The sequence below is a fragment of the Inquilinus sp. KBS0705 genome, assembly GCA_005938025.2.
In the GTDB taxonomy this organism is placed as follows: Bacteria; Bacteroidota; Bacteroidia; order Sphingobacteriales; family Sphingobacteriaceae; genus Mucilaginibacter.
The window spans coordinates 128762-154260 of the sequence record VCCI02000004.1; the positions used below are offsets into that span (position 1 = coordinate 128762).

Consider the following 25499-nt stretch of genomic DNA (forward strand, 5'->3'; position numbering starts at 1 on the left):
ATGCCTGCCTACAGCAAAACATTTAATATATTAGCCCTAAAAAACGGCAATTAATTAAGGATATTGATGAAGACCACAAACATTCCGCAATGGATAACCGATACCCTTTATACCCTTGCAGGTATCTTGTTTTCGGGGTTCGCTTTAAGGAGTTTCCTGATACCCAATAAGTTTTTTGACGGCGGCGTAACTGGTATATCACTGTTGATACACGAAATTTATCACTTAGATATTAGTTATATTATAGTGCTGGCCAATATCCCGTTTATTATAATGGGCGCTTTTCATGTAAATAAACGCTTTGCCTATAAAACTTTAGCCGCTGTAATAGCCCTGGGGCTTTGCCTGCAGTTCTTCCCATATCCGCAAATAACCTCCGATAAACTGCTGGTATCCATATTCGGTGGGGTATTTATGGGTATCGGCGTCGGTTTGGCCATACGCGGTGGCTGCGCGCTTGATGGCATCGAAGTGCTGGCGCTTTATACCGGCAAACGCATCAGTTTTACCATCAGCGAGATCATATTAGGTATCAACATCATTATCTTTTTGATAGCTGCTATTGACCTTGGCTTGCCAACCGCCCTATATTCTATCATGACGTATTATACAGCTTCCAAAACCATCAGCTTTGTGATAGAAGGGTTGGAAGAGTACACCGGTGTAACCATTATATCGGGCGAAAGCCAGCTGGTTAAAGAACGCCTGGTGATGGAACTTGGCCGCGGCATTACCGTTTATAAAGGCGAGCGCGGTTTTCTGCGCGACAGCTTTGATATTAGCCAACCCGTTGATATTGTTTTTACCGTAATAACCCGCCTTGAAGTAAGGCGCCTGCGCAACCTTGTACACGAAATAGACCCCAAAGCCTTTATTTTTACCAGCACCATTAAAGAAGCCGCCGGTGGCGTGCTCAAAAAACGGGCGAGACATTAATAACGTTTGGCATATTAAGCGGCAAAATCACTAAATTTGATAAAAGCCTTTAATGATGAGCCAGATAAAAAAAGAAGACGTTAAGCAGGAAGTTTTTGACCTTTACGACGATTACGCGCATAACCGCCTGGATAGGCGCTCGTTTATGCAAAAACTGTCTATTTACGCGGTGGGTGGGTTAACCGTACCCGCGCTGATGAGTTTTTTAATGCCCGATTATAAGGGCAACGTACAAATAAAGGCAGATGACCCGCGCCTGCAATCGGGTTATATTAACTATTCGTCGCCTAAGGGCGGTGGTACCATTAAGGGGCTACTATCAAAACCCGCTGACGCCAAAAAGAAACTGGGTGGTGTAATTGTAGTTCACGAAAACCGCGGCCTAAACCCATATATAGAAGATGTAGGCCGCCGCGCCGCGTTGGCAGGCTTTATTTCGCTGGCGCCTGATGCGCTTACCCCGCTGGGCGGTTACCCCGGTAACGACGATGCCGGGCGCGAATTGCAAAGCAAAAGGGATAAAGGCGAAATGGAAGAAGATTTTATTGCCGCCTATAACTACCTTAAAAACCACCCCGATTGCAATGGCAAGGTGGGTGTTGTTGGCTTTTGCTTTGGCGGCGGCATAGCCAATATGATGGCTGTGCGCGTGCCCGACCTTGCCGCCGCCGTACCTTTTTACGGCAGCCAGCCCGCTGCTGATGATGTACCTAAAATTAAAGCGCCGTTGTTACTGCATTATGCATCGTTAGATACGCGCATAACCGCCGGCTGGCCGGTTTACGAGGCCGCTTTAAAACAGAATGGTAAAAAATACGATGCCTTTATTTACGAAAACGTGAACCATGGCTTTCATAACGATACCACGCCGCGGTATGACAAAGCCGCCGCAGAACTGGCCTGGAAACGCTCAATCGACTTTTTTACAGCGCAACTGGCATAAAGTATCACCAAAAAACAAGCGGAATTTGGGCTAAATATTAAAATAGGGGTTTATCAGTACATCCCTTATATTTGCGTTCAAAATTTTACAATCGTTTTATGGCAAAAGCATCTGAAGTTAAAGTAGGAAATATATTACGTTACAACGGCGAACTGGTAACCGTTACCGAAGTAATGCACCGTACACCAGGTAAAGGCGGCGCCTTTTATTTAGATAAGTTTCGTAATATTAAAACAGGCAAAATTGTTGAAGCGCGTTTAGCTACAGATGAACAAGTTGAGATTTGCCGTGTAGAAACCAATGATTACCAGTACCTGTACGAAGATGGCGACTACATGGTGATAATGGATAACACCACCTACGAGCAGCATAACATCCCAAAAACATTATTTGGCACAGCCGTTAGGTTTTTAAAAGAAGGTATGAACGTAATAGTATCTTTTGAAAGCGAAGAGCCTATTATGGCGCAGGCCCCTAACAACGTAGAGCTGGAAATTACCTATACCGAACCTGCAGTTAAAGGCGATACCTCATCGGGCGCGTTAAAAAACGCCACAACCGAAAATGGTGTCGAGATAAAAGTACCTCTGTTCATCAATCAGGGCGATAAAATTAAGGTTGATACCCGCACCGGCGAATACCTGGAGCGCGCAAAATAAGCATCACAAACAACACATAACAAAGCCCCCGGATTAACCACCGGGGGCTTTGCTTTTTACCTTATAGCGGTTAATTATAAACCGCTGTGTTTATAATTATAAATATATCTGCTATATTTATAAGTGCCTTAAAAGCAAGGTAAACCCCTGTATTATCAATAATTTATAACCTGCAGCCACGGCTATAAAAGCCATGTGCGTGTAATTTATTATTCCATAACGGCGTAGTACTATAACATTAACATATATAACTATAAATTTAGACGTATAAACTAACCCTATAAATTATGGCAACCAACGAAGATAACATCACCAAATTGGGCGATATGAACACCAGCGAAGCTAAGTGCCCGTTTCTTAACGGATCGCTTAAGCAAAGCGCGGGCAATGGTACCCGCAACCGCGACTGGTGGCCCAACCAGCTTAAACTAAACATACTGCGCCAATACTCTTCATTATCTAACCCTATGGGTGATGATTTTAACTACGCCGAGGAATTTAAAACCCTTGACCTGGATGCCGTAAAAAAAGACATTTTTGAACTGATGACCACATCGCAAGACTGGTGGCCTGCCGATTATGGGCACTACGGCCCGTTTTTTATACGCATGGCCTGGCACAGCGCGGGTACTTACCGCGTATCTGACGGGCGCGGCGGCGCGGGCTTTGGCACACAACGCTTTGCCCCGCTTAATAGCTGGCCCGATAACGCCAACCTGGATAAAGCGCGTTTACTACTTTGGCCAATCAAGAAAAAGTATGGCAAAAAACTATCATGGGCCGATTTGATGATACTTACCGGCAACTGCGCGTTGGAATCAATGGGCTTTAAAACATTTGGTTTTGGCGGTGGCCGCGCCGATGTTTGGGAGCCTGCCGAAGATATATACTGGGGCGCCGAAAAAGAATGGCTGGCCGATAACCGTTATACTAAAGACCGCGAACTGGAAAACCCGCTTGCGGCTGTACAAATGGGGCTGATATATGTAAACCCCGAAGGTCCTAACGGTAACCCCGACCCGCGTGGATCTGCCCGCGATATACGCGAAACCTTTGGCCGCATGGCCATGAACGATGAAGAGACCGTTGCACTTATTGCAGGCGGCCATAGCTTTGGCAAAACCCACGGCGCTGCAGACCCAAGCCAGTATGTTGACAAAGAACCCGCGGCAGCAGGCATAGCCGAGCAAAGCCTGGGCTGGCGAAACAGCTACGGCAGCGGCAATGCAGGCGATACCATTACCAGCGGCCTGGAAGGTGCCTGGACCACCACGCCAACAAAATGGAGCAACAATTACTTTGAAAACCTTTTTGGTTTTGAATGGGAACTAACCCGCAGCCCTGCAGGCGCACACCAGTGGAAACCAAAAGACGGCGCCGGCGCAGGCACTGTGCCCGATGCCCACGACCCGGCTAAACGCCATGCACCGTTTATGCTTACAAGCGATATCGCATTACGTGTAGACCCGGTTTACGAGCAAATATCAAGGCGCTTTTTAGAGAACCCCGATCAGTTCGCGGATGCTTTTGCCCGTGCATGGTTTAAACTAACCCACCGCGATATGGGCCCCCGCGCGCGCTACCTTGGCCCCGAAGTGCCTGCCGAAGTATTGATATGGCAAGACCCTATCCCGGCGGTAACACACGAACTAATTAATGAGCAGGATATTGCTGACCTAAAAGGCAAGCTGTTGGCTTCGGGTCTTTCTGTATCGCAGCTGGTATCAACCGCATGGGCGTCGGCATCAACCTTCCGCGGGTCCGACAAACGCGGCGGCGCAAATGGCGCGCGTATACGCCTTGCCCCGCAAAAAGACTGGAAGGTAAACAACCCGGCCCAACTGGCCACCGTTTTACAAACACTTGAGGGTATACAAGCCGCATTTAACAACGCGCAGCAAGGCAACAAGCGTGTATCGCTTGCCGACCTGATTGTATTAGGCGGTAACGCCGGTATTGAGCAGGCGGCTAAAAACGCCGGTTATACTATTACAGTGCCCTTTACACCGGGCCGTACAGATGCATCGCAGGAGCAAACCGATGTAGAATCGTTTTCGGTAATGGAGCCGGCTGCCGATGGTTTCCGCAACTATTTAAACAGCCACCATATTGCCGCGGCAGAGGAGTTACTGATTGATAAGGCGCAGTTACTAACCCTTACCGCACCCGAAATGACGGTTTTAGTAGGTGGCTTACGCGCATTGAACACCAATTTCGATCAATCGAAACATGGCGTATTTACTACGCGCCCGGGCGTGCTAACCAACGACTTTTTTGTTACCCTAACTGATTTGGGTATCAAATGGAACGCTGTTTCGGATACGCAGGATATTTTTGAAGGCAGAGACCGTAAAACTCAGCAAGTTAAATTTACCGGTACGCGTGCCGACCTGATATTTGGGTCAAATTCTGAACTGCGTGCCCTTGCCGAAGTTTACGCTACCGAAGATTCCCATGATAAGTTTGTGCACGACTTTGTTGCTGCATGGGCTAAAGTAATGAACCTGGATCGTTTCGACCTGGCTTAATTTATAGCCTGTGCTATATTTAAAGGTGGCCCCTATTGAGGAGGGGGCCACCTTTTTGTTACAGAGCAATATCCAAACGTCATTTTATAACCATATTATACTATTTGAAATAAATTAATACAATATCGTACTATATTTGTTTGGCGATTTAATTACGCTGCTATAACTTATAAGCCCACCAATACTTTTATGACAAACAACACTATAGTTGACCAACAAGACGAACAAGACCTTTTACACTTTGACCACGACCACCATAGTTCAACCCTTAACACCCCTTTAAGGGAAGATGCCTTTGTGCTTGACGACGACACAAAAGTAGACCTGATAGCCAAGCACTTTGCAGGCATAATGCAGGTATTAGGTATGGACCTGGAAGACGACAGCCTGAAAGATACGCCAAAGCGGGTAGCCAAAATGTATGTTAAAGAAATTTTTAGCGGCCTTAACCCGGCCAATAAGCCAAAGCCAACGCTTTTTAAAAACCCGTTCAGATACAAGCAAATGCTGGTAGAAAAAAACATATCGGTTTTTAGCAATTGCGAGCACCATTTTGTACCCATTGTAGGCAAGGCACATGTAGCTTACATCAGCAACGGGCAGGTAATAGGCCTGTCTAAATTAAACCGCATAGTACAGTACTGCTCGCAACGCCCGCAGGTGCAGGAAAGGTTAACCATACAAATAGCCAACCTGATGAAAGAAGCCCTTGGCACGGAAGATGTAGCCGTTATTGTAGATGCACATCACCATTGCGTATCAAGCCGGGGTATAAGAGATGCCGGCAGTACAACCATAACGGCCGAATACAGCGGCCGCTTTTTAGAAGCCGATACCAGGAATGAATTTCTTAAACATATAGCATCCTGATATTTAAGCGCGGCATATATTAGTTAACATGGTTTAAGTAAATAATAACGAATAAATGAAAAGCATTACCAGCCACCAGATAACCGACATGGAGAAATACTACCGTATTAACCTTATCAATAGTTTGGCGGGCTATAAATCCTTACACCTGTTGGGTACTATCAGCAATGATGGTATTACCAACCTTTGTATCGTTAGTTCAGTATTTCACCTGGGGGCCAATCCCCCGCTGCTGGGTATGGTTATACGGCCCGAGCGCGAACATAACGACACACTAAGCAACATTAACACAACGGGCCAGTATACACTAAACAATGTTTTACCCGCCTGGTATATGCAGGCCCACCAAACCAGCGCAAGCTACCCCTCGCAGGTATCGGAGTTTGATGTGTGCGGCTTTAAAAAACAATACATTACCGGCTTTAAGGCCCCTTTTGTAAAACAGTCTACCATAAGTATTGGCCTCGAGCTGCGCGAAACCATTGATGTAGAGCTTAACGGCACCACCATTGTAATTGGCGAAATAATGCACATACTGGCCGATGACGAGCTGATAACCGCCGACGGCACTATAGACCATGTAAAGGCCGAAACCCTTACGGTGGCCGGCTTAGATACCTACTCGCTGCCACAGCCAATAGGCAGGCTGGCCTATGCCAAGCCGGGTGTGCCAACTAAACAGTTAATTACAGCAGACAAAGTATAGTTATGCTACAAACAGACGCTGAAGTAATTATAATTGGCGCGGGCTTAGCAGGGTTAACCGCCGCAAAGGTATTAAAGGCAGCGGGCCGGTCGGTAAAAGTGATTGAAGCTACTGATAGTGTTGGCGGCAGAGTAAAAACCGATGAGGTAAATGGCTTCCTGCTCGACCATGGTTTCCAGGTTTTGCTAACCGCCTATCCCGAAACAAAACGCTTGTTAGACTACGATGCCCTTGATCTGCGAAAATTCCATCCCGGCGCTATAATACTTGGCAACAAGGGTATCACCAGCATCGGCGATCCTATCAGGCAACCCTCGTCTTTAATAAGTACCTTATTTTCTTCGGCAGGTAGTTTAGCCGATAAGTTACGCATGCTTAGGCTTAAAATAAAACTGGCAAATAAAAGCATCGATAAGATATTTACCGATAAGGAAACAACTACGTTAAACTATCTAAAAAAGGCCGGTTTTAGTGATAGGATCATAAGCCGGTTTTTTATACCATTTATGACAGGTATTTTTCTGGAACCTAAACTGAGTACATCAAGCCGCATGTTTGAATTTGTGTTTAAAATGTTTAGCGAGGGCGATGCAGCCATTCCGGCAAAGGGCATGGCAATGATACCCCGGCAACTTGCAGATGCGTTAAACCCAACCGAGCTGCTATTAAACCAAAAAGTTGTTGCAATTGATGATGGCCGGGTAATAACCAATAGCGAGGCTATATATACCTGTAAATATGTGCTTATAGCTACTAATGGGGTAAGTTTGCCATGGCCTTATCAACAAGCAACAGGGTCTTATCATTTGGTAACTAATATTTACTTTACCGCCGCCAACAAACCGTTTAATATACCCATTATTGCGCTAAATAGTAAGCCCGGCAGGCTTGTAAATAACATAGCGGTGATGAATGAGGTATCGCCGCGCTATTCTAAAAACGGTGAGGCATTAATATCGGTATCACTTATTGGCGACCATGTAACCGGTGATGAAGCAGCACTTGCTGCAAGGGTAACAAACGAACTTAAAACGTGGTATCCGGAAGCTACCAAATGGAAACATTTAAAAACATATCATATCAACTACGCCCTACCAAATAATGACAGCGTGACAAATGAACCTGATTATAAAATAATGAGGCCAAATGCACGATGTTTTGTTTGCGGCGACCATTTGATGAATGGATCTATAAATGCAGCTATGAAAAGTGGCCGCCTTGCAGCCGAAGCTATTATAAACACGATGAGTAATAATGAATAATAACAGCCCATATAGCAACGATTTTTTGGACCATAAAAGGTTACTGGGCGACCCGCAGGCCGATGAATTTATACAGTTTGTTCTTGCCGACCCTGCCCGCAAGCTGCAATTGCAGCAATGGCTAAGCGGCAATTTAAACCCCGCCTTTTTAAAGGATGCCTATCCGCAGTTTGCCCTTATAAACCGGGCAACCGAGCTGCCTGCATGGGCCCGGCCCGAGCTTATGAAAACCGGTGCCGCTTTTTTTGCCCGCCATTCCGAAATGATAATGAGCCTGCTGGGGCTGTTGTCGTTACCCTATTGCTATACCGCAGCCAATGGGGCAATGGTGTTGTACTTGTCGGAGTTAATACGCAAACAAACCACCAAGCGGCTGTACGACACGGCGCTGTTTGTTTGGGAGGTAATGGGCCCCGATGCGTTTGACAAAGATGGTAACGCTTATACCGAAATTTTAAAGATACGCCTGGTGCATGCCGCTGTACGCTATTACACCCTGCAAAGCGGCAAATGGGACGATGCATGGGGACTGCCCATTAACCAGGAAGACATGGCGGGTACCAACCTGTCCTTTTCGCTTATTGTGATACGCGGCCTGCGCATGCTGGGCTTTACCGTTAGCCGTAATGATCAGGAAGCCTTTATGCACCTATGGGCGGTTATAGGTTACCTAACGGGACTGGATGAGGACCTGATACCCCAAAACGCTAAAAAGGCGCAACTACTGGATACAGCCATCAAACAGCGGCAGTTCCGGGTTTCAATCCATGGGCAGCAGCTCGCGCAGTCGCTTACCGATCATATCCTTACGGTTAACAAAGGCAAGGCCAGCGCAAACGATATACTGGGCCTGATGCGCTACTTGCTGGGTACCGAAATAGCCGATATGCTTGCCATAAAGGCGCCTGACCTGGCCGGGTATAAACTGGCCCTTATTAAAACAATAAACCTTTTAAAAACCTTTAAGCCAACAGGCGATGCACGGCAAAATCACAGCCGGGCCTTTGCGGCATTTAAAAAACAAAACCCGGCGCTTAATAAGGCAACTTGATACAATAGGGTAATTTATCCCGCAACATAAAACGCAACAATGAAATCACATCAACTCATTCATCATTTGATTACCCTGGTTGGGCAACTGGAGCAGGATAACAATGGCAATGAGGTTTCGATACAGGAATTCGCCGGGTATTTACTAAAACAGGCTGGGCCGCAAATAGCCGGTACAGAAAGTACCGAGATCCGCTTTGGCGGCAATGAACCCCTGGCACAGCAAATTGCCTACCAGCTGGATAACAATATAGGCCGCTTATTTGTGTTTATGAGTCGCTACGCCAAAATATATATTAAAAAGGCGCTTGATGATACCCTGCTGCAAACCGCCGAAGACTTTACGGCTTTAACCATACTGCTTACCCATAACCACCTTTCTAAAACCGAACTGATCAACCATAACCTGCAGGAGAAAACCTCGGGCACCGAAGTGATTAGGCGCCTGGTAGCCGCCGGCCTGGTTAAACAATGGGATAACCCCCATGACAAACGCGGCCGGCAAATTGCCATAACCGATGCCGGCAAGGAACTACTGTCCCGGGTGTTTATAGATATGAGCTTTGCAGGCAAAATAATAGCCGGCCAGCTAACCCTACCCGAAAAGCTAAGCCTGCTACACCTGTTGCAAAAACTCGAAAACTTTCACCGGCAGCACCACCAAAATAAAACCATCCAAACCAAGGCTGACCTGAAAACTGTTGCCGCGCAACTAGCCGATAAATAAACACCTAATTTTGATGTACGCGGTTTTAAGCGTTCCAAATTTCAGGATAAATCTGATAAGTTTTAGTGACAGTGTTTTGTCACTAATTTTTTGGTACCGGGCTACCAAAATTGGCCTTATGACAAAATAGGTGTTTGGAAATATGGTTTATATTTTTATATTAGTTGACCCCACCCCAACAAAAAAAACGAAAATTTTACAGCTGCATCTGCAATTAAAAGCAAAAAACAACAAAAATTCACACAGGGTGTGGAATAGAGAACCATAGCCCCCGGCATTAAGTATTTTGTTGTTAGCGGGTATTTATTAAAATCCAACCAATTTTTATAATATTAACCAAAACCAATTATTATTTCTTAAAACTATAATTAATTAATTATGTTAAATAGTTGAATACCTATAAAATATAGCGTATTAAACATAGTAAGAGATAATTAATTAAACTTTTGATCTGAAAATTCTGGTTAATGTACACATTAGGGATTAACGCCGTATTTCACGATTCGGCAGCTTGTATTATTAAGGATGGTATACTACTTGCCGCTACCGAAGAAGAACGTTTTACACACTTTAAACATGGCAAACGCCCGGTGCCATTCTCTACCTGGGAGTTACCCTTCCACGCTATAGACTACTGCCTTAAAGTAGCCGGAATACACATAAACGACGTTGACCATATCGCTTACTCCTTTGACCCTTACCTACTTATAGGCGAGCAATACAGGGGTAAACCAACCATTGAGATTCCCTTCGAAGAAAGCCAATCACAACTAAACAACGAGTATAAAAACCCCTGGGAGCCTTTGTTCTTATCATCCATAATAAATGCCCCCGGGCAGCTAAGAGATGGCTACCCCCACCACTTGCAGCAACGCTTTCTGGGCTGCAATATACAGCGCGATAGATGGCATTTTGTAGAGCACCATGTGTCGCATGCGGCCAGTGCGTTCAACTGTTCGCCCTTTGAAAGCGCCGCCGTAATAACGGTTGATGGTCGCGGCGAATTGGCTACAACTACCTATAATATCGGCAACGGGCAGCAGCTAAGCAGGATAGGGCAGGTAAATATGCCTCATTCCTTAGGGTTGCTATATGAGGATGTTACCACACACTTAGGCTTTCTGCACTCGTCAGACGAATACAAGGTAATGGCCCTGGCATCATACGGCAAGCCGGAGTTTGTTAAGGACTTTAGGGAGATAGTGCAAATAGGCAGCAACGGGCAGTACACTATCAATAACCAAAACCTTACGGAGCGTTTTGGCCCTAAACGGCTTCGTCATGAAGACTTTACCGCTTTTCATTTCAATATAGCGCACTCTATGCAGCTGGTGTTGGAAGAGAGCATGCTTGAACTAACCGGCTGGCTGCAAAAAGAAACCCGTGAAGACGACTTATGCATGGCAGGCGGTGTAGCCCTTAACTGCGTGGCTAATGCCCGCATACGCGACAGGGGAGCGTTTAAAAACATATGGGTGCAACCAGCCTCGGGCGATGATGGTACCGCATTGGGTGCAGCCCTGCAAGTAGATGCTGAACAGCGTAAAAGCAACACCAAAACATTTGTAATGGACCACTGCTATTGGGGGCCTGAATATACCGACGAGGAGATAGAAAGGTATTTGAAGCTTTGGAAAGTACCCTATCGTAAGCTAACCAACATCGCCGAAGAAACCGCCGATATCTTAATACAGGATAAGATAATAGGCTGGTACCAGGGCCGTATGGAATTTGGCCCGAGGGCATTAGGTAGCCGCTCTATATTAGCATCGCCAATTAACCCCGCCATGCAGGCCCGGTTGAACGAGGTAAAGGACAGAGAAGACTTTAGGCCGGTGGCCCCGGTAGTATTGGAAGAAGAGGCCGGCGAATGGTTCGAAAACGCCTCCTATTCGCCTTTTATGCTGTTTATTTACGATGTAAAGGCAGATAAAGCTGACAAGATACCGGCCGTAAGGCACACAGATGGCACTGCCCGCATCCAAACAATTAACCAGCGCCAGCATAAAAACTATTACGACCTGTTAAAGGCCTTTCATCGTAAAACAGGGGTACCGGTATTGGTAAACACATCTTTTAACACTTTGGGCAAACCCATTGTATGCACACCAAGGGATGCCGTTGAATGCTTTTGGTCGTCGCCGTTTGATGCCTTGGTAATTGGGTCATTTGTTATTGAGAAATGAATATGATAGTATCTGTAATTGTACCTACCTATAAGCGGCCGCAGCTGCTAACCAATTGCCTGAAGGCACTGTTACTGCAAAAATTTGACAAGCATGAGTATGAGATAATAGTTGTGAGTGATGGCCCCGACGCCGAAACCAAAAAAATACTTGATACGCTTTGCTGTTACAATTATCCTTTAATACGGTTTATACAAATGCCTATAAAAAAAGGGCCGGCAGCAGCGCGCAATTACGGGTGGCTAAATGCACGGGGTAACATTATTGCTTTTACAGACGATGATTGCCTTCCGGATGCTTACTGGCTTAAAGAAATTATTGCCAATTGTAATCCTGATGAAGATGTTGCGATTACGGGACAAGTAAAAGTGCCAATCAGCAAGAATCCTACAGATTACGAGCTTAATACGCAGCACCTGCAAACAGCCGATTTTATCACTGCCAATTGCGCCTGCACTAAAAATGCCCTTATTAAAGCAGGCGGATTCGACGAACAATTTAGCATGGCCTGGCGCGAAGACAGCGACCTTGAGTTTAAATTTATTAATAACAACATCCCTATAAAAAAAGTTGAAAGCGCATTGGTAACCCATCCTGTACGCAAATCGAGCTGGGGCGTTAGTATTAAGGAGCAAAAGAAAACCATGTATAACGCTTTGCTTTACAAAAAGCATCCTACCCTTTACCGTAAAAAAATCAAATCAAAGTCGCCGGTATTTTACTACCTGATCATTGCGGGTTTTACGTTAATGATAACCGGGCTACTAATCGGCCATTACCCATTAGCCTTAACGGGTTTAACCGCATGGACATGCTTAACCGCTTTTTTTATTGCTAAGCGACTATATGCTACGCAACATACAATAACCCACATCACCGAAATGGTTGTCACCTCGCTTGTAATTCCTTTTGTATCGGTATTTTGGCAATGGTATGGTGCGGTAAAATACAGGGTATTATTTATCTAAAACCATGAAACTCCCCCCCTCCGAAATTAAAAAGATAGCCATATTCAGGTCATTGCAATTAGGTGATATGCTTTGTGCCATACCGGCTATAAGGGCATTGCGCCATGCGTATCCAGACGCTGAAATTATATTGATAGGGCTGCCATGGGCAAAATCGTTTACAGAGCGGTTTGCCAATTACTTTAACGGCTTTGTTCAGTTTGCAGGATATCCCGGCTTACCCGAGCAACCTTTTAACCCTGAAGCATTTACCACATTCTTATCGGCAGTACAAAAAGAGAAATTTGACCTGGCTATACAAATGCAGGGCAACGGATCAATAATTAACCCGATGATAGAGCTTTTGGGAGCCAAATATGTAGCGGGATATACTTTTGAAGGCCACTACGCCCCTGATAATGATTTATTTATGCCCTATCCTGACTATGGACATGAGATAGACAGGCATTTATTGTTGATGGGATTTTTGGGTATTGAAGCGCAAGGTGTTGAGCTGGAATATCCTTTAACTACTGCCGATTACGATTCGCTTGAACAATTAAAACTTGATATTGAGCCTAAAAAATACATTTGCATACACCCCGGTTCACGCGGTGGATGGCGCCAATGGCCGGTACAGTACTTTGCCTCGCTGTCCGACTACTGTATTGAACAAGGCTTTAAGGCTGTGCTAACGGGAACCAACGATGAGGCTACTATAATAAACGATGTGATCAAACACATGCGCTACACGCCCATTAACGCGGCCGGTAAAACCTCTATGGGTGCTATTGGGGCTTTAATTCAAAACGCTGCAATGCTGATTTCTAATTGCACCGGGGTATCACACATTGCGTCGGCATTTAAAACGCCAAGCATTGTAATTAGTATGGATGGAGAGCCGCAGCGATGGGGGCCTCTTGATAAACGCGTACATCGTACCATTAACTGGCTGCAATCACCCGATTTTCACTCGGTATTCCGGGAGACGGTTGAACTGGTGAGTTTGGCAAGTTAAGCAGGCTTGTTACCGCATCAATAATATCATTAGCAGCAGGCATAGTTATTGGCTGGTTATATAACTTATTATTTACATAATTTATAATCTCATTTTTACTGCACAGATGATGGGGAACCGGGAAGTTCAATACCTTATTTGCCACTTGCCAGGGTGTGTGTTGGGGGTTAGTTTGAGCATATAAAACAACTACCGGTGTATCGACAGCCGCGGCTATATGTACCGTACCTGTATTTACAGATAGCATAATTGGGGCATGCTTTACCAAACAAATGTATTCATCCAAATTAAACTTGCCGCCTAAATCTATACTACCCTGGCCTATTAACTGCTCAAGCTTATCAGTAAGATATTTCTCTGCCAGCGAACCTGTTAAAAGTACTTGAAAACCCTTCTCTTTGATCAGCATTTTTGCTGTTTGTACCCAATTATCTAAAGGATATTCGCGCTTTTTTTCGCTTACACCGGCATGTAAAATAAGCCATGGTTTATTAATATTAACACTGGCAACAATCAGCTTTTCAACAACAGACTGCCACAAATTGTCGTCAACAGTTAGCAATAGTTTATTATTGTTTGTAAAAGCACCGATAGTTGCAACCAAGTCCAGGTCGCGTTTTACCTGATGCTCAATATGATCGTATGGTTCTTTATCAGGCACCCAATCTGTTATTAAATGATAAGGGTTTTCGCGGCAATAAGCCAATATTTTAGGTATACCAGCCAAATAAGCCAGCATAGCTGTGGGTAAGGGGTTTTGACTATAAACTGTAAAGATAATTGTGGCATCAAAATGCCGTTCTTTTATAACAGAAACTACCTCGTCAAAACTTTCCACACCAGGTTCATCTGCAGCTTTAACCCAGGGCAGGTCGAATATAATAGCATCATCAATGCCCGGTAGATGCTTAACAATGCCCTTTGCCATTGATGAGGTAAGCACAGTTATTTTGGCGCCAAAACTTTCTTTTAAAGCCCGTATGGCAGGGCCCGTCATGATCAGGTCGCCCATATTGTCCGGGCGAATGCAGAGTATATTTTTACAATCCTGCCAATGCATGGGTATCTATCTTTAGTATTTGCTCAGCAGCCTCATTAATGGTTTTACAGGCAATAGTTGGGCTGCGGTAATCTCCGGGTAACCATTCCGTTTCGTTGCCATTATCAATAAGTACTGTTTTACAGCCTGCCCTGTTGCCTGCTTCTGCATCATTTAAAATATCACCTATCATCCACGATCTGCCAAGGTCAACTTGATGTTCTGCGGCTGCTTTTATTAGCATGCCAGGCGCTGGTTTACGGCAATCGCAATTAATGTTATAGCCGGCCACTGTCCCTTGAGGGTGATGCGGACAATAATAAAAACCGCTCAGATCTAAATTATTGTAAGTAAAAAGCTGCCAGAGTTTATTTTCTACATCAAGCAACTTGTCTTCCGTAAAATATCCTCTGGCTACGCCCGATTGATTTGAAACAATAATTAACAAGTACCCCTCTTCTTTCAATTGTTTTAAACCCTCAATAATATTTGGCTGCAGTGTTATTAATTCAGGGTCGACATTATAAGGGATATCAAAGATCAGCGTACCATCCTTATCTAAAAAAATAGCCTTGTTTTCCATTATGCTGCTCGTGATCCGGCGGTTGCTGTTTGGACTATCTGTACATCAGGTATCAGCATGTTATATAAGTTAGATACCTTGTTTGCCACCTTTGCCCAGGTAAAATATGTATTTACACGACAGATAGCATTTTCGCCCATACGGCTTAGTAAGGCATCCTGTTCAATGATCTTATCAATTTTTTCGGCAAGTGTATCGGGGTCATGCGGATCAACCAACATGCCCGTTTCCCCATCGGCAACACTATACTTAATGCCTCCTACGTTAGCGCCAATTACCGGCGTACCACAGGCCATTGCCTCTAAAGGCGTTATGCCAAATGGTTCGTACCATGGGGTGGTGATAAACAAGTCGGCAGCCGAATAATAATACTTTAGTAAAGGCCGATCTTTACGACCTGTAAAAATGATGGAGTCGACCACGTTATGCTCGCGTGCAATGCGCATTAACCTTGCAAATTCAGGGCAGCTTTCTTCGGTTAAATTTTCACTTTCGCCACCTACTATTAAAAGCTTAACAGGCTTTTTTTCGTTTTTTAAGATGCTTATAGCGCGTATCACATTGTCTACCCCTTTGCGCGGCACCATGCGGCCAAGTTGCAAAATAATACGTTCGTTCAAGGGCAGGCCCAAAGTTTTGCGGGCGGTTACCTTGCCAACCGGGTAAAACTCTTTAGGGCTAAAGCCGCATGGTATTATACTCACCTTACTTTTCGAAGCATTATAATATTGTACCAGGTCGTCCATATCCTGGGGGCACTCTGCAATAATATGATCGGCTTGTTGTATGGTCTGCTCCTCTATCAAAAGGCGCTCTGCCGGGAATTTATCTTCTTCGGGCTGGTGTATTTTGCGTACGTGGCCAAGCGCATGAAAGGTAACCACAAAAGGTATATCCAGCTCCTGCTTAATACCCATAGCCACATAAGCCGACATAAAAAAGTTAGCGTGTATTAAAGAGTAATGCATTTGCTCGTTTATAATAAAGGCAACCATGTTACTTTTAAATTCGTCCATATACTGTAACAGATCTTCTTTAATAACATTTGTTGCAGGGCCTGCAGTTACATTTATAACCCGCACGCCGGGTACCCAGTTGATTACATCTTCAAGTTCCTGGTTATCCTTACGGGTGAATACGTCAACATAAAGCCCGCGTGCAGCCAAATGTTTAGCTAATTGCGCTACATACACATTTTGTCCGCCGGTATCTACCCCACCCAGTATTGCCAGGGGAGATGCATGTTCGCTTATAAAAGCGATTCTTTTATTTTGATATTTCATGGTATGAGTCAGGCTGATATAAGATCTTGTTTTTTGTATTCGCAACTTCATTGAACAACCGCTCCCAGTCGTTAACAAACCGGTCGATATTAAAGCGTTGCATGGCTACGTCCCGGCCATTAGCGCCAATCTCCCTTGCTAACTCGCGGTCGGCAATTAAGAGGTGCATTTTCCCGATCAGGTAATTGATATCCGTATGAATAAAACCTGAGTAGCCATTATCAATTACAGAAGAAAGTTCTGTTGTGGCTAAGCCAACTACCGGCAGGCCCATCATCATGGCTTCGCAAATGGCTAAACCCAAGCTGGTATACCTTATAGGGTTAAAAAAGAAACGGTATTGGCTCTGAAATTCGGGCAGTAGTGGATGCAACACCTCGCCAAGCCCCAATTCGCCGGTACCCATGCCTACAAGGTCAAGTTTTACCTGTTGCCGTGCTTCAAGGAATACATCAAGCCCCAATAAACGACCGCGGGTGGGTAAATTATTTATCACTACTATACCCTTATCTAAATTGCCCGAGTAGGCTGTTTTAGGCATGGTTACGCCATGCTCTATTACGCGCGTTGGTGTACGGTTACTATCCCACATTAATTTATTAAAGTGGGTTACATGCACCAAAATTATGTCAGGGTCGTCAATAAGGTGTTTGGTATCTGTAGGGTGCTGACGTGGGGGGTCATGCTCTAAATATATCTTTGGCAGGTTGCGCTGTTCGTCAGATAATATCTCAAACTGATCTTTGGTATAATTTTGATTAGTTTGAAAAAGGATACAGTCAAATTGATGATTACGCACATCTTGTGCAGGCACCTCAATTACATTATCTCCAAAGGGAAAGGTTTCGCCCCGCCCGTAATAACCTTCTGTTTTTTGTGGTGTTATAGGGATATAGATATCGTAGTTCCCTTGCGACAGGTAGTACAGGTAACTACCATGAACGTGCCATGTAAAAATTTTGAGTTTGTTTTGCATGAGTGTGATAAATGAACACTCTTACTGAACAACATCAAAGCCAAACAATAATTAATTATTAAATAATTTAATATCTTTATAAGATTAATAATTTCATCACTTAATTTATTGAAATAATTATAATTTTCATAATAATTTCATTTTTGGCATACATCAAAATACGTAAAACTGTCCACTTCTCCTAACACGTATAATTTCATAAACACGTATTTATACTGCTTTCAAGGGCGTATAAATACATTATTACGCGTCAAAGCCAAAAAGACTGATGTAAAAAAAAATTGAAACCAGTATTTTGCGAGTGAAAATAATGGACGATCATCTACCATACTTTATTTATATGAGCGGCGTATATTTTTAATTTTTAATTAATTATTACGCTATTAAAGCGAAGAACATTAACTTACCGACAGCATTTCTACTCCGCTAAAGCCGGTATTATATTAATATTAGGGTACTACTATTTATTATTCCCAAATGCCGTTTTGGGCTGTAAATATTACAGGTTGGCCACCGGTTACCATAATGGTATGCTCGTGCTGGGCAACAAAACCACCTTTATTTCCGGTTAATGTCCAGCCATCAGCCTGCGTTTCTGCTATTGTTGATCGCGTAGAAATGAAAGTCTCTATGGCTACCACCGAATTCTTTTTAAAACGCGTGGTGTTATATCTGTCGCAATAATTTGCTATTTCGTGGGGCTCTTCGTGTAAGCTGCGGCCTATGCCATGCCCGGTTAGGTTTTTTACTACAGTATAGCCAGCCTTCCTGGCCTCAGTTTCTATTAACTTACCTATCTCTGATACCCGTACACCACCTTTAATATTGCTGATGGCTTTTTTTAATATATCCTTTGACGCTTGAACCAATCTGCCATGCCCATAAACATCTTCGCCCAATACAAAAGAGCCGCCATTATCGGCCCAGTAGCCATTTAGCTCGGCAGACACATCAATATTTACCAGGTCACCCTCTTTTAAAATCTTATCGGTGGATGGTATACCATGCGCTGCCTCGTTGTTAACGCTAATGCATGTATACCCGGGGAAGTTATAAGTTAACGCAGGTGCAGACCGCGCTCCTAACTGTGCCAGTAATTCGCCGCCGTATTCATCAAGTTCTTTTGTTGAAATGCCCGGCTTGGCAAACTCACGCATCTTTTTTAGCGTGATGGCAACGGCATCACTTGCCTGCTGCATTCCATTTTTTTCGCTTTCGGTAGTTATAGACATTGTACCTTTTATCTACAACAAAATTAACAATTAATGGACTTAATATCGTTTGCCAAATGTCAGCTTATGATTGATATAAGGAAGGCATTAGGCATATTCTCAATAGCATAAAATGCAAAAAGCCCTTAACAACTAAGTTAAAGGCTTTTTGCATTTGCTCCCAAACTGGACATAAATCGGAACCATTTGTAGATCAATCGAAAGTTCTGAACGATATACAAGTAGCTTAAAGGGGTTCGATCCCTCTTATGAGCAAGGAATTACTTTATGAAGAAAGTGGATTCAATTATTTTGATCACTTAACTATTAGCTTGAAAAAGTTGTTTTTCCCATCATTGGAAGTAACTATAACAGAATAGAGGCCCGGCCGCAGTTTACTATAGGTTACATGATAACTGTAAGAGGATGGCGTAAACGATATATTACCGTTATTAACTAACAGTGCCTTGCCATTACAGTCGATGATACGCGTCTGTATTACACCGCTGTAAACTGGCGGAAACACGAGGGTGAAATTATCAGAAGCAGGATTAGGGTATAAATATGGCTTTATAACTTTGTCGGTTTCGTTAATTTTATTTTTATCTCTTTTGTTTGTGTCGATTTCCATTGTATAAGTCTTGGTTATTACAGATACCGACGAATTCATTTTTAACTTAGTGATACTGGCCGTATCCGGTATACCGTTGACTGCCTTTACCAGCACAACGTATTGGCATTGGGCACCCATTGCCGGCGACGCGAGGTTGCCGCCCAACACAACTTTGCCGGGATTGAAGTTTTTAGTATAAAGATTGAGTGAGGTTATTTTGGGGTCATGCACGCCAAGTTTATCAGAAAGTTTCTGCCAGCCTTTTAACCAGGCAGGGAGTGTTGTCCCCCTGGGGTCATAGGCCACGTACACCGTAGCTGTATCGGAAAGATTGAAGGATAGCATAGATACGGACTTGTTAGCTTTATCATCGTTTGCTGTCCGTATTGTAGCAACACCCTCTAATATGTTGGGTACATTTGCAATTGTGTAAGCTCTGTCTGTGTAATACTCTATCCCCGAATGCAGTTGGGTTAATGGATAAGTTTTACCGGTGGTAGCGGTAATATTTGTAATTAAAGCTCCCTCTCCCCCTATACGCTCAAACAAAGCAGCTACCCTTTTATCAGTATCCATCTTTAAATTGAGTGGGTTGGTAGCTGTAACACTATCGCCTGACCATCCTTTGAACGCCCATCCTTCTAATGGTGTCGCATTCAATACAACCACTTCATCATCATTATAACTATCCTTTTTAGGCGATTGGGTAACCAATCCGCCCTCATTTGTTGTTATTTTTAATGTATGCCCGGATGTGGTGCCGTTTATAGTTAAGTTGACACAAAATGACACCTTTGAACCTGTTAGCATAGAGGTTGCTGTTACATTACCCTTATAGGTACCAGGTAACATGCCGTTGCTATAAACGCTGGCTTCTATATCTTGTCCGTTAAGGCCGGCAACTCCGTTACCTTTTTTAGTTATTTTAAGCCAGTCTGCATCAGATGAGATGCTGTAAGCGGCATCATCTTCAACACAATATAATAAATTTTTAAAAGTAACTGTTGTATCCCCTTTAATAGTACCTGATAAACAGGAAGCACTAAACCCTAAGGTACGGCTTTTGCTGCGCGTTATGTTTGCTATATAAGTTTCCTTGCGTTCATCGCTGTAAACTTTTAAAGCACCATTTGTTATAATAAACGAGTTACCTACCAATCTTGCTGATAAGCCTAAAAAGCTTCCGGGCAATTTATAAGCCGTGATGTTTGTCCAGCTACCGAGGCCATTGTTTGCTTTAGGGTCAAACTGATATGTAGTGTTTTGTGTAACATTATCTTTTCCCTGGCCCGCTACCAAAAATATCTTACCGTCTATTGCAAAAGTTGCCGCCTCGGCATGCGAGCGTGGAACAGGTAAGTCTTTTAGCCTTGTCCAGGTATTGGTCACCTCATCGTACACGTGGCAGTATATCTGATCGACGGCGCCGCAATCGTGTTTAAACTGACCACCCAAAGCGTATATTTTACCGGCCAGCGTAACATAGCTTAAATGATTACGCGGTATAGGCATTGGGGCCAATTTATTTTCCCAAGTAACAGACGTTTTGTTTGCAAGATATTTGTCCACATCAATTGTTAAATGCAGGGTAGACTGATCTTCGCAAATGGTTGGCCCAAACCCACCAAAAACGTGGATGGTTCGGCCGAGCAGGGCATATCCACCGCCCCCGATTGGAAAAGCAGTACCTGTAGCGGGATTAATAAGGCGGGGGCCGTCCGTCCATGTATTAGTTGTAATATTGTATATAATTACCTGGCTGCTTACAGGGCCATGGGCATCAACTGCGCGCCCACCTATTAGCCATACATTATCATCAATCAATACGATTCCCTGGTGAGTTATTTCTTTACCGGCAGGAAACGACGCTATCCTGCTCCACTTGTTAGTAGCAATATCGTAAACTTCGTTCGTTTTTTCGATAGTAGGATTATCACCAAAACCACCAAACATGTAAATTTTTCCCTTGTAAACCACGTTATTACATTCGGCACGTTTACTTAATTCATCTGCCTTTCTCGTCCACTGTGCGTGAGCCGTTCCAATAAAACAAAACAACGACATAATAAGAAAAACAGTGTTCTTGAAGTGATACAATAAGTATCGACGATTGGATTGGGCTAGCAGGGTTTTCATAAAAGTGATAAAGTAAATACTTGGCTATCAAACAAATGACCTACCAATTTAAAGAGAATACAAAGCAGCAACAATCCCCCGGGCATTATTGTCCCAATTTTGTCTAAATTGCACACATGTGTTACTCTTTGGCACTAATTTAACCTATCGGCAAATTTTTAACTTTCCATAGCGTATATTTAAATACAACCGTACTTTACAGCTCAGCTTCGGGTGGCATGGCAATAATGCAGGGGGTACGTATAAAAGCCAAAATACAACGCAAACGATTTCCCGCTCCGATTTCCTTAAAGAGATGAAATACCTGAACAGCCCTATAGCCAAAGCAAGGGAACTTCTGCTTAACGGTGGTATGATGAGTGAATTATACTCTTTTATTACTTGATTAACAGCATATAGATGAAAAAAAGAAGGGCAAGCGACCGATTTATCGTGCTTGCCCTTTTGAAGCTCCTGAGGCTGGGCTCGAACCAGCGACCCTCTGATTAACAGTCAGATGCTCTAACCAGCTGAGCTACTCAGGAGTATTTTCTGGTTTGGAGTGTGCAAAAGTATAATTATTGAGCTAATTTCACAATATTTGCAGCAAAAAAAATTAAATTATTTTTACATGAGTTTGTTAGTTATTGGTACTGTGGCGTTTGACGCGATCGAGACTCCTTTTGGTAAGACGGATAAGATAGTAGGCGGGGCCGCTACTTACGCCGGTTTGGCCGCATCATACTTTTATAATAAGGTTAAAATAGTGGCTGTGGTTGGCGACGACTTCCCCCAGGCGGAGATACAGGATTTTAATAACCACGGCATCGATACTGAGGGTCTGCAGATTAAAAAGGGCGAAAAATCCTTCTTCTGGAGCGGAAAGTACCATAACGACATGAACAGCCGCGACACTCTGATTACCGACTTAAACGTACTGGCCGACTTTGACCCTATCATACCTGAGAGCTACCAGGACGCCGAGTTTTTGATGCTGGGTAACCTAACCCCACAAGTACAGCAAACGGTTATAAAACGCCTTAAAAACCGCCCTAAGCTAATTGTAATGGACACCATGAACTTTTGGATGGACATAGCAATGGACGATCTGCTGGAGACCATTAAACTGGTTGATGTACTAACCATTAACGATGCCGAAGCACGCCAGCTTTCGGGTGAATATTCGTTAGTGAAGGCAGCTAAAAAGATATTAACTATGGGCCCTAAGTACCTGATTATCAAAAAGGGAGAGCATGGCGCATTGCTTTTCCACGAAGACCATATCTTCTCGGCGCCGGCCCTGCCACTGGCCGAGGTATTTGACCCAACAGGCGCCGGCGATACCTTTGCGGGCGGCTTTATTGGCTATATGGCCAAGGTAGGTGCGGTTAACTTCAATAACATGAAAAACGCCATCATTTTTGGTTCGGCGCTGGCCTCTTTTTGTGTAGAAAAGTTTGGTACAGAGAAGATTAAGAACCTTAGCCAGGAGGATATCTCGGCACGCGTGCAGCAGTTTGTACAACTGTCGTCTTTTGAAATATAGCAGGATTATGCTGCATAAAAAAAGCTCCGCCAATTTTTGGCGGAGCTTTTTTTATATGTTATTTTGGGGGTAAAATCTTTATTCCAGCCCCCGCTATAAATTTTTCTTTATTTTTCGTTTTTTTTGCAATTTCTGCTTAGGCATTTTCCATTTTTTTGTTCCGGTCGGGCTAACTAATATAAAATAAAAAAACCATAATTCCTAACATCTATTTTTGCAAGGCGGGGGTTGCCATGCAATTTTTGCCACCCGGGCCTTAGTGACAAAACAGTGTCACAAACAATATTGATCTTTATCCCGACATTTGTAGGAGGCCAAATTGTGGTGCCAATTTCTAACCCTGCCTCTTCACCATCTCGTTTATCCATATAGGTGCAAAAGGTGAGGTGCAGCCTTTTGATACCGGGTAATCGCGGTAGATGCCCATTTGCTCGCCCATTGCCAGGGCACGCTGGCGGTAGGCAGGGTGATTAATGCCAATTTGGGCCAGCGCGGTGTTCATGGTCCATTGTGGTTCGGGTGCGGCGTTGGGCATTTCGGCAGCTATCCTATCCAGTATAGCCGGGATATCCAAACCTTCGGGGCTACGTGCAATACGGCCACTGGTAAGGGCCCAGTAGGCACGGCCGGCCATCGGGTCGTCGGTATGTTCCCAAAGCTGTCGCAATTGTTCTTTGTCGGGGTGCTCTTTTAACACATACGAGCTAAACCAGTCGGCTACGTGGGTAAAGCGTTCCGAGCGTACCATGCTATCTATTTCGGCAACCGATAACTTTTTTGGCTCCAGTATCAGCGTAGCCAAAAAGCGGGCCTCTACATTACCGGTTTCCCATAATTGTTTAGCCAGCATGTGGTCGGTTTTTATCTTCGCGGCAATTTTGCGTATGTCGCCCATTTTTACGCCGAATTGGTTAGGGCCGGAACCGCGCTTTTTGTTTTGAGCGAACACCTTGTCGTCCTTTAAGGATTCGAACTTGGTGAGTATTTCTGTAACGGTCATGCTTGATACAATTGGTTGTTTGAATTTAAAGTCTCCTCAGGGTCTCCTCAAAGGGACCCTGAGGAAATCAGCGACCTCAAGGTCCTCTGCGAGAGACCCTGAGGGGACAATGATTGGATTCCTGAATTTAAATCTACTACACTTTATCCAAATAATCGGGCGGGTACAATTCCTGCCCATATTTTTGGGCGAGGGCCATCAACGCCTTCATCGCTTCGGCATCGGGTGGTGGCGGCGGTGTGGCCGATTGGCGTTCACCGGGCTCTACCTGTGTACCTATCTGCATAAAAAACTCTTCCAGTCCGGCGGGTACCACTATGCATATCATCTGCGCCATATTATCCGTTTTATTTTTAAACTGGTGTACAATGCCACCCTTAGGTATGGTAACAAACGAACCCTTTTTGGCAATGTAGGTACCCGCTTCCGATTTTACCTCCACCTCTCCCTCGGTCACATAAAACGACTCCTGGAAATTGGCGTGGGCATGCGGGCCGGGGCCACCACCGGGCGGTATCAAAAAATCCATTACGGCAAATTCGCCGCCTGTTTGCTTGCCGGTTACCAGCATGCGGTAGGTGTTGCCGGCCATGGCAATGGTAGTGCCCTCATTGGGGCCGGTTACTATAGGGCTTGGTTTTGAGTTTTCCATTTTGGGTTTTTGTTGATGATATGCGGGTTAATAGGGAATACTAATATAAAATTTTACTTTAATAACTAACACTGGTTGCAGGTTGTATTTTCACATCTGTTTACCTTGTGACAAAATAGCGTCACCAAATATTCAAGTTATTGTGCCGATATTTGTACAAGCAGTTACATGCGGTAACAACCGCTACTTTTAAGCGAATTAAAATGAATACAGATCTATCCGAACTTTTCGAACGCGACCTTTTAAGATTAAGAGACGAAATAACCAATTTTAAGGTTGAAGACAATTTGTGGCGCAAGCCCAATGGCATCAGTAATGCTGCCGGCAACCTGGCCCTGCACTTGTGCGGCAACCTTAACACCTACGTGGGCGATCTGCTGGGTAATAGCGGCTATGTACGCAACCGCGACCTGGAATTTTCGGCATCCGGCGTTCCGCGCCACGAGATCGTATCGGCTATAATTGCAGTGGCCGAGGTGGTAAAAGTTACGCTGACTAATTTGCCGCAGCAGCAACTGGAAGACACCTTTCCGCTTGATTTTTTAGGTACCAAAAGCACCACATTTTACCTGCTACAGCTTTATGGCCATTTGAATTACCACCTGGGCCAGGTAAATTATCTCAGGAGGATATTGGAGGATTGAAAGTA

The 25499-nt window shown here is 44.2% G+C and carries 22 protein-coding genes and 1 tRNA gene; 14 read left to right on the plus strand and 9 right to left on the minus strand.

All coding sequences use genetic code 11. From position 1 onward, the window contains the following. The first annotated feature begins 60 nt into the window (after positions 1 to 60). The 12 genes from FFF34_017175 to FFF34_017230 all read left to right on the plus strand — a co-directional run bounded on the left by FFF34_017175 (position 61) and on the right by FFF34_017230 (position 13832). Entirely contained in the window at positions 61 to 936 is an 876-nt protein-coding gene (locus FFF34_017175; GenBank protein TSD63330.1) for a YitT family protein, read from the plus strand. A 55-nt stretch (positions 937 to 991) separates the two neighbouring features. After that, on the plus strand, positions 992 to 1879 hold the full coding sequence (locus FFF34_017180) for a dienelactone hydrolase family protein (protein ID TSD63523.1): 888 nt from the start codon (positions 992 to 994) through the stop codon (positions 1877 to 1879). Between the two features lie 98 nt (positions 1880 to 1977). Beyond that, a complete protein-coding gene (gene efp, locus FFF34_017185) occupies positions 1978 to 2538 on the plus strand; it encodes an elongation factor P (protein ID TSD63331.1) in 561 nt (186 codons plus the stop codon). Positions 2539 to 2825: 287 nt separating this feature from the next. After that, a complete protein-coding gene (gene katG / locus FFF34_017190; GenBank protein TSD63332.1) occupies positions 2826 to 5066 on the plus strand; it encodes a catalase/peroxidase HPI in 2241 nt (746 codons plus the stop codon). A gap of 189 nt (positions 5067 to 5255) precedes the next feature. Further along, the gene (gene folE, locus FFF34_017195; protein ID TSD63333.1) at positions 5256 to 5936 is read left to right on the plus strand and encodes a GTP cyclohydrolase I FolE; all 681 of its coding nucleotides are present in this window, start codon (positions 5256 to 5258) and stop codon (positions 5934 to 5936) included. 55 nt (positions 5937 to 5991) lie between these two features. Beyond that, the gene (locus tag FFF34_017200) at positions 5992 to 6642 is read left to right on the plus strand and encodes a flavin reductase family protein (protein ID TSD63334.1); all 651 of its coding nucleotides are present in this window, start codon (positions 5992 to 5994) and stop codon (positions 6640 to 6642) included. A gap of 2 nt (positions 6643 to 6644) precedes the next feature. Then, on the plus strand, positions 6645 to 7904 hold the full coding sequence (locus tag FFF34_017205) for an FAD-dependent oxidoreductase (GenBank protein TSD63335.1): 1260 nt from the start codon (positions 6645 to 6647) through the stop codon (positions 7902 to 7904). Next, complete coding sequence (locus FFF34_017210; protein TSD63336.1) at positions 7897 to 8955, plus strand: DUF2236 domain-containing protein; 1059 nt, start codon at positions 7897 to 7899, stop codon at positions 8953 to 8955. Before FFF34_017205 ends, FFF34_017210 begins: the two co-directional genes overlap by 8 nt. Before the next feature lie 39 nt (positions 8956 to 8994). Next, positions 8995 to 9681: a winged helix DNA-binding protein gene (locus FFF34_017215; GenBank protein ID TSD63337.1), complete on the plus strand. Its 687-nt coding sequence runs from the start codon at positions 8995 to 8997 to the stop codon at positions 9679 to 9681. A 467-nt stretch (positions 9682 to 10148) separates the two neighbouring features. Next, the gene (locus tag FFF34_017220; GenBank protein TSD63338.1) at positions 10149 to 11867 is read left to right on the plus strand and encodes a carbamoyltransferase; all 1719 of its coding nucleotides are present in this window, start codon (positions 10149 to 10151) and stop codon (positions 11865 to 11867) included. Beyond that, complete coding sequence (locus FFF34_017225; GenBank protein TSD63339.1) at positions 11864 to 12835, plus strand: glycosyltransferase family 2 protein; 972 nt, start codon at positions 11864 to 11866, stop codon at positions 12833 to 12835. The genes FFF34_017220 and FFF34_017225 overlap by 4 nt, the downstream gene beginning before the upstream one ends. Positions 12836 to 12839: 4 nt before the next feature. Continuing rightward, complete coding sequence (locus tag FFF34_017230; GenBank protein ID TSD63340.1) at positions 12840 to 13832, plus strand: glycosyltransferase family 9 protein; 993 nt, start codon at positions 12840 to 12842, stop codon at positions 13830 to 13832. Here the strand turns inward: FFF34_017230 and FFF34_017235 are convergent. From FFF34_017235 to FFF34_017265, 7 genes are all read right to left on the minus strand, one after another. Next, entirely contained in the window at positions 13759 to 14892 is a 1134-nt protein-coding gene (locus tag FFF34_017235) for a glycosyltransferase family 9 protein (protein ID TSD63341.1), read from the minus strand. The genes FFF34_017230 and FFF34_017235 overlap by 74 nt on opposite strands. Continuing rightward, on the minus strand, positions 14873 to 15454 hold the full coding sequence (locus FFF34_017240; GenBank protein TSD63342.1) for an HAD family hydrolase: 582 nt from the start codon (positions 15452 to 15454) through the stop codon (positions 14873 to 14875). Before FFF34_017240 ends, FFF34_017235 begins: the two co-directional genes overlap by 20 nt. After that, positions 15454 to 16737 (minus strand): glycosyltransferase family 1 protein, encoded by a 1284-nt coding sequence (locus FFF34_017245; protein ID TSD63343.1) that lies wholly within the window; start codon positions 16735 to 16737, stop codon positions 15454 to 15456. Before FFF34_017245 ends, FFF34_017240 begins: the two co-directional genes overlap by 1 nt. Next, positions 16721 to 17713 (minus strand): glycosyltransferase family 4 protein, encoded by a 993-nt coding sequence (locus FFF34_017250; GenBank protein TSD63344.1) that lies wholly within the window; start codon positions 17711 to 17713, stop codon positions 16721 to 16723. The genes FFF34_017245 and FFF34_017250 overlap by 17 nt, the downstream gene beginning before the upstream one ends. Before the next feature lie 467 nt (positions 17714 to 18180). Next, positions 18181 to 18945 (minus strand): type I methionyl aminopeptidase, encoded by a 765-nt coding sequence (gene map / locus FFF34_017255; protein ID TSD63345.1) that lies wholly within the window; start codon positions 18943 to 18945, stop codon positions 18181 to 18183. 295 nt (positions 18946 to 19240) lie between these two features. Continuing rightward, the gene (locus tag FFF34_017260) at positions 19241 to 21673 is read right to left on the minus strand and encodes a T9SS type A sorting domain-containing protein (protein TSD63346.1); all 2433 of its coding nucleotides are present in this window, start codon (positions 21671 to 21673) and stop codon (positions 19241 to 19243) included. A 450-nt stretch (positions 21674 to 22123) separates the two neighbouring features. Then, positions 22124 to 22197 (minus strand) — tRNA-Asn (locus tag FFF34_017265). Between the two features lie 86 nt (positions 22198 to 22283). Here FFF34_017265 and FFF34_017270 point away from each other — a divergent pair. After that, positions 22284 to 23198 (plus strand): sugar kinase, encoded by a 915-nt coding sequence (locus FFF34_017270; protein TSD63347.1) that lies wholly within the window; start codon positions 22284 to 22286, stop codon positions 23196 to 23198. Between the two features lie 334 nt (positions 23199 to 23532). On the opposite strand, the gene FFF34_017275 is transcribed toward FFF34_017270, so the two are convergent. Together FFF34_017275 and FFF34_017280 are read right to left on the minus strand one after the other, a co-directional pair. Further along, entirely contained in the window at positions 23533 to 24198 is a 666-nt protein-coding gene (locus FFF34_017275; GenBank protein ID TSD63348.1) for a DNA alkylation repair protein, read from the minus strand. 136 nt (positions 24199 to 24334) lie between these two features. After that, the gene (locus FFF34_017280) at positions 24335 to 24850 is read right to left on the minus strand and encodes a cupin domain-containing protein (GenBank protein TSD63349.1); all 516 of its coding nucleotides are present in this window, start codon (positions 24848 to 24850) and stop codon (positions 24335 to 24337) included. Positions 24851 to 25053: 203 nt separating this feature from the next. Here FFF34_017280 and FFF34_017285 point away from each other — a divergent pair, with 203 nt between their 5' ends. Beyond that, positions 25054 to 25494: a DinB family protein gene (locus FFF34_017285; protein ID TSD63350.1), complete on the plus strand. Its 441-nt coding sequence runs from the start codon at positions 25054 to 25056 to the stop codon at positions 25492 to 25494. Positions 25495 to 25499: the final 5 nt, after the last annotated feature.

What these genes read in the sequence shown, in the direction of transcription:
- FFF34_017230 (TSD63340.1), top strand. Translation starts at nt 12,840, where the DNA reads ATGAAACTCCCCCCCTCCGAAATTAAAAAGATAGCCATATTCAGGTCA.
- FFF34_017245 (TSD63343.1), bottom strand. Translation starts at nt 16,737, where the DNA reads ATGAAATATCAAAATAAAAGAATCGCTTTTATAAGCGAACATGCATCT.
- FFF34_017205 (TSD63335.1), top strand. Translation starts at nt 6,645, where the DNA reads ATGCTACAAACAGACGCTGAAGTAATTATAATTGGCGCGGGCTTAGCA.
- FFF34_017270 (TSD63347.1), top strand. Translation starts at nt 22,284, where the DNA reads ATGAGTTTGTTAGTTATTGGTACTGTGGCGTTTGACGCGATCGAGACT.
- FFF34_017260 (TSD63346.1), bottom strand. Translation starts at nt 21,673, where the DNA reads ATGAAAACCCTGCTAGCCCAATCCAATCGTCGATACTTATTGTATCAC.
- FFF34_017285 (TSD63350.1), top strand. Translation starts at nt 25,054, where the DNA reads ATGAATACAGATCTATCCGAACTTTTCGAACGCGACCTTTTAAGATTA.
- FFF34_017200 (TSD63334.1), top strand. Translation starts at nt 5,992, where the DNA reads ATGAAAAGCATTACCAGCCACCAGATAACCGACATGGAGAAATACTAC.
- FFF34_017240 (TSD63342.1), bottom strand. Translation starts at nt 15,454, where the DNA reads ATGGAAAACAAGGCTATTTTTTTAGATAAGGATGGTACGCTGATCTTT.
- FFF34_017180 (TSD63523.1), top strand. Translation starts at nt 992, where the DNA reads ATGAGCCAGATAAAAAAAGAAGACGTTAAGCAGGAAGTTTTTGACCTT.
- FFF34_017210 (TSD63336.1), top strand. Translation starts at nt 7,897, where the DNA reads ATGAATAATAACAGCCCATATAGCAACGATTTTTTGGACCATAAAAGG.
- FFF34_017280 (TSD63349.1), bottom strand. Translation starts at nt 24,850, where the DNA reads ATGGAAAACTCAAAACCAAGCCCTATAGTAACCGGCCCCAATGAGGGC.
- katG (TSD63332.1), top strand. Translation starts at nt 2,826, where the DNA reads ATGGCAACCAACGAAGATAACATCACCAAATTGGGCGATATGAACACC.
- map (TSD63345.1), bottom strand. Translation starts at nt 18,945, where the DNA reads ATGTCTATAACTACCGAAAGCGAAAAAAATGGAATGCAGCAGGCAAGT.
- FFF34_017220 (TSD63338.1), top strand. Translation starts at nt 10,149, where the DNA reads ATGTACACATTAGGGATTAACGCCGTATTTCACGATTCGGCAGCTTGT.
- FFF34_017235 (TSD63341.1), bottom strand. Translation starts at nt 14,892, where the DNA reads ATGCATTGGCAGGATTGTAAAAATATACTCTGCATTCGCCCGGACAAT.
- FFF34_017225 (TSD63339.1), top strand. Translation starts at nt 11,864, where the DNA reads ATGAATATGATAGTATCTGTAATTGTACCTACCTATAAGCGGCCGCAG.
- FFF34_017250 (TSD63344.1), bottom strand. Translation starts at nt 17,713, where the DNA reads ATGCAAAACAAACTCAAAATTTTTACATGGCACGTTCATGGTAGTTAC.
- efp (TSD63331.1), top strand. Translation starts at nt 1,978, where the DNA reads ATGGCAAAAGCATCTGAAGTTAAAGTAGGAAATATATTACGTTACAAC.
- FFF34_017275 (TSD63348.1), bottom strand. Translation starts at nt 24,198, where the DNA reads ATGACCGTTACAGAAATACTCACCAAGTTCGAATCCTTAAAGGACGAC.
- folE (TSD63333.1), top strand. Translation starts at nt 5,256, where the DNA reads ATGACAAACAACACTATAGTTGACCAACAAGACGAACAAGACCTTTTA.
- FFF34_017215 (TSD63337.1), top strand. Translation starts at nt 8,995, where the DNA reads ATGAAATCACATCAACTCATTCATCATTTGATTACCCTGGTTGGGCAA.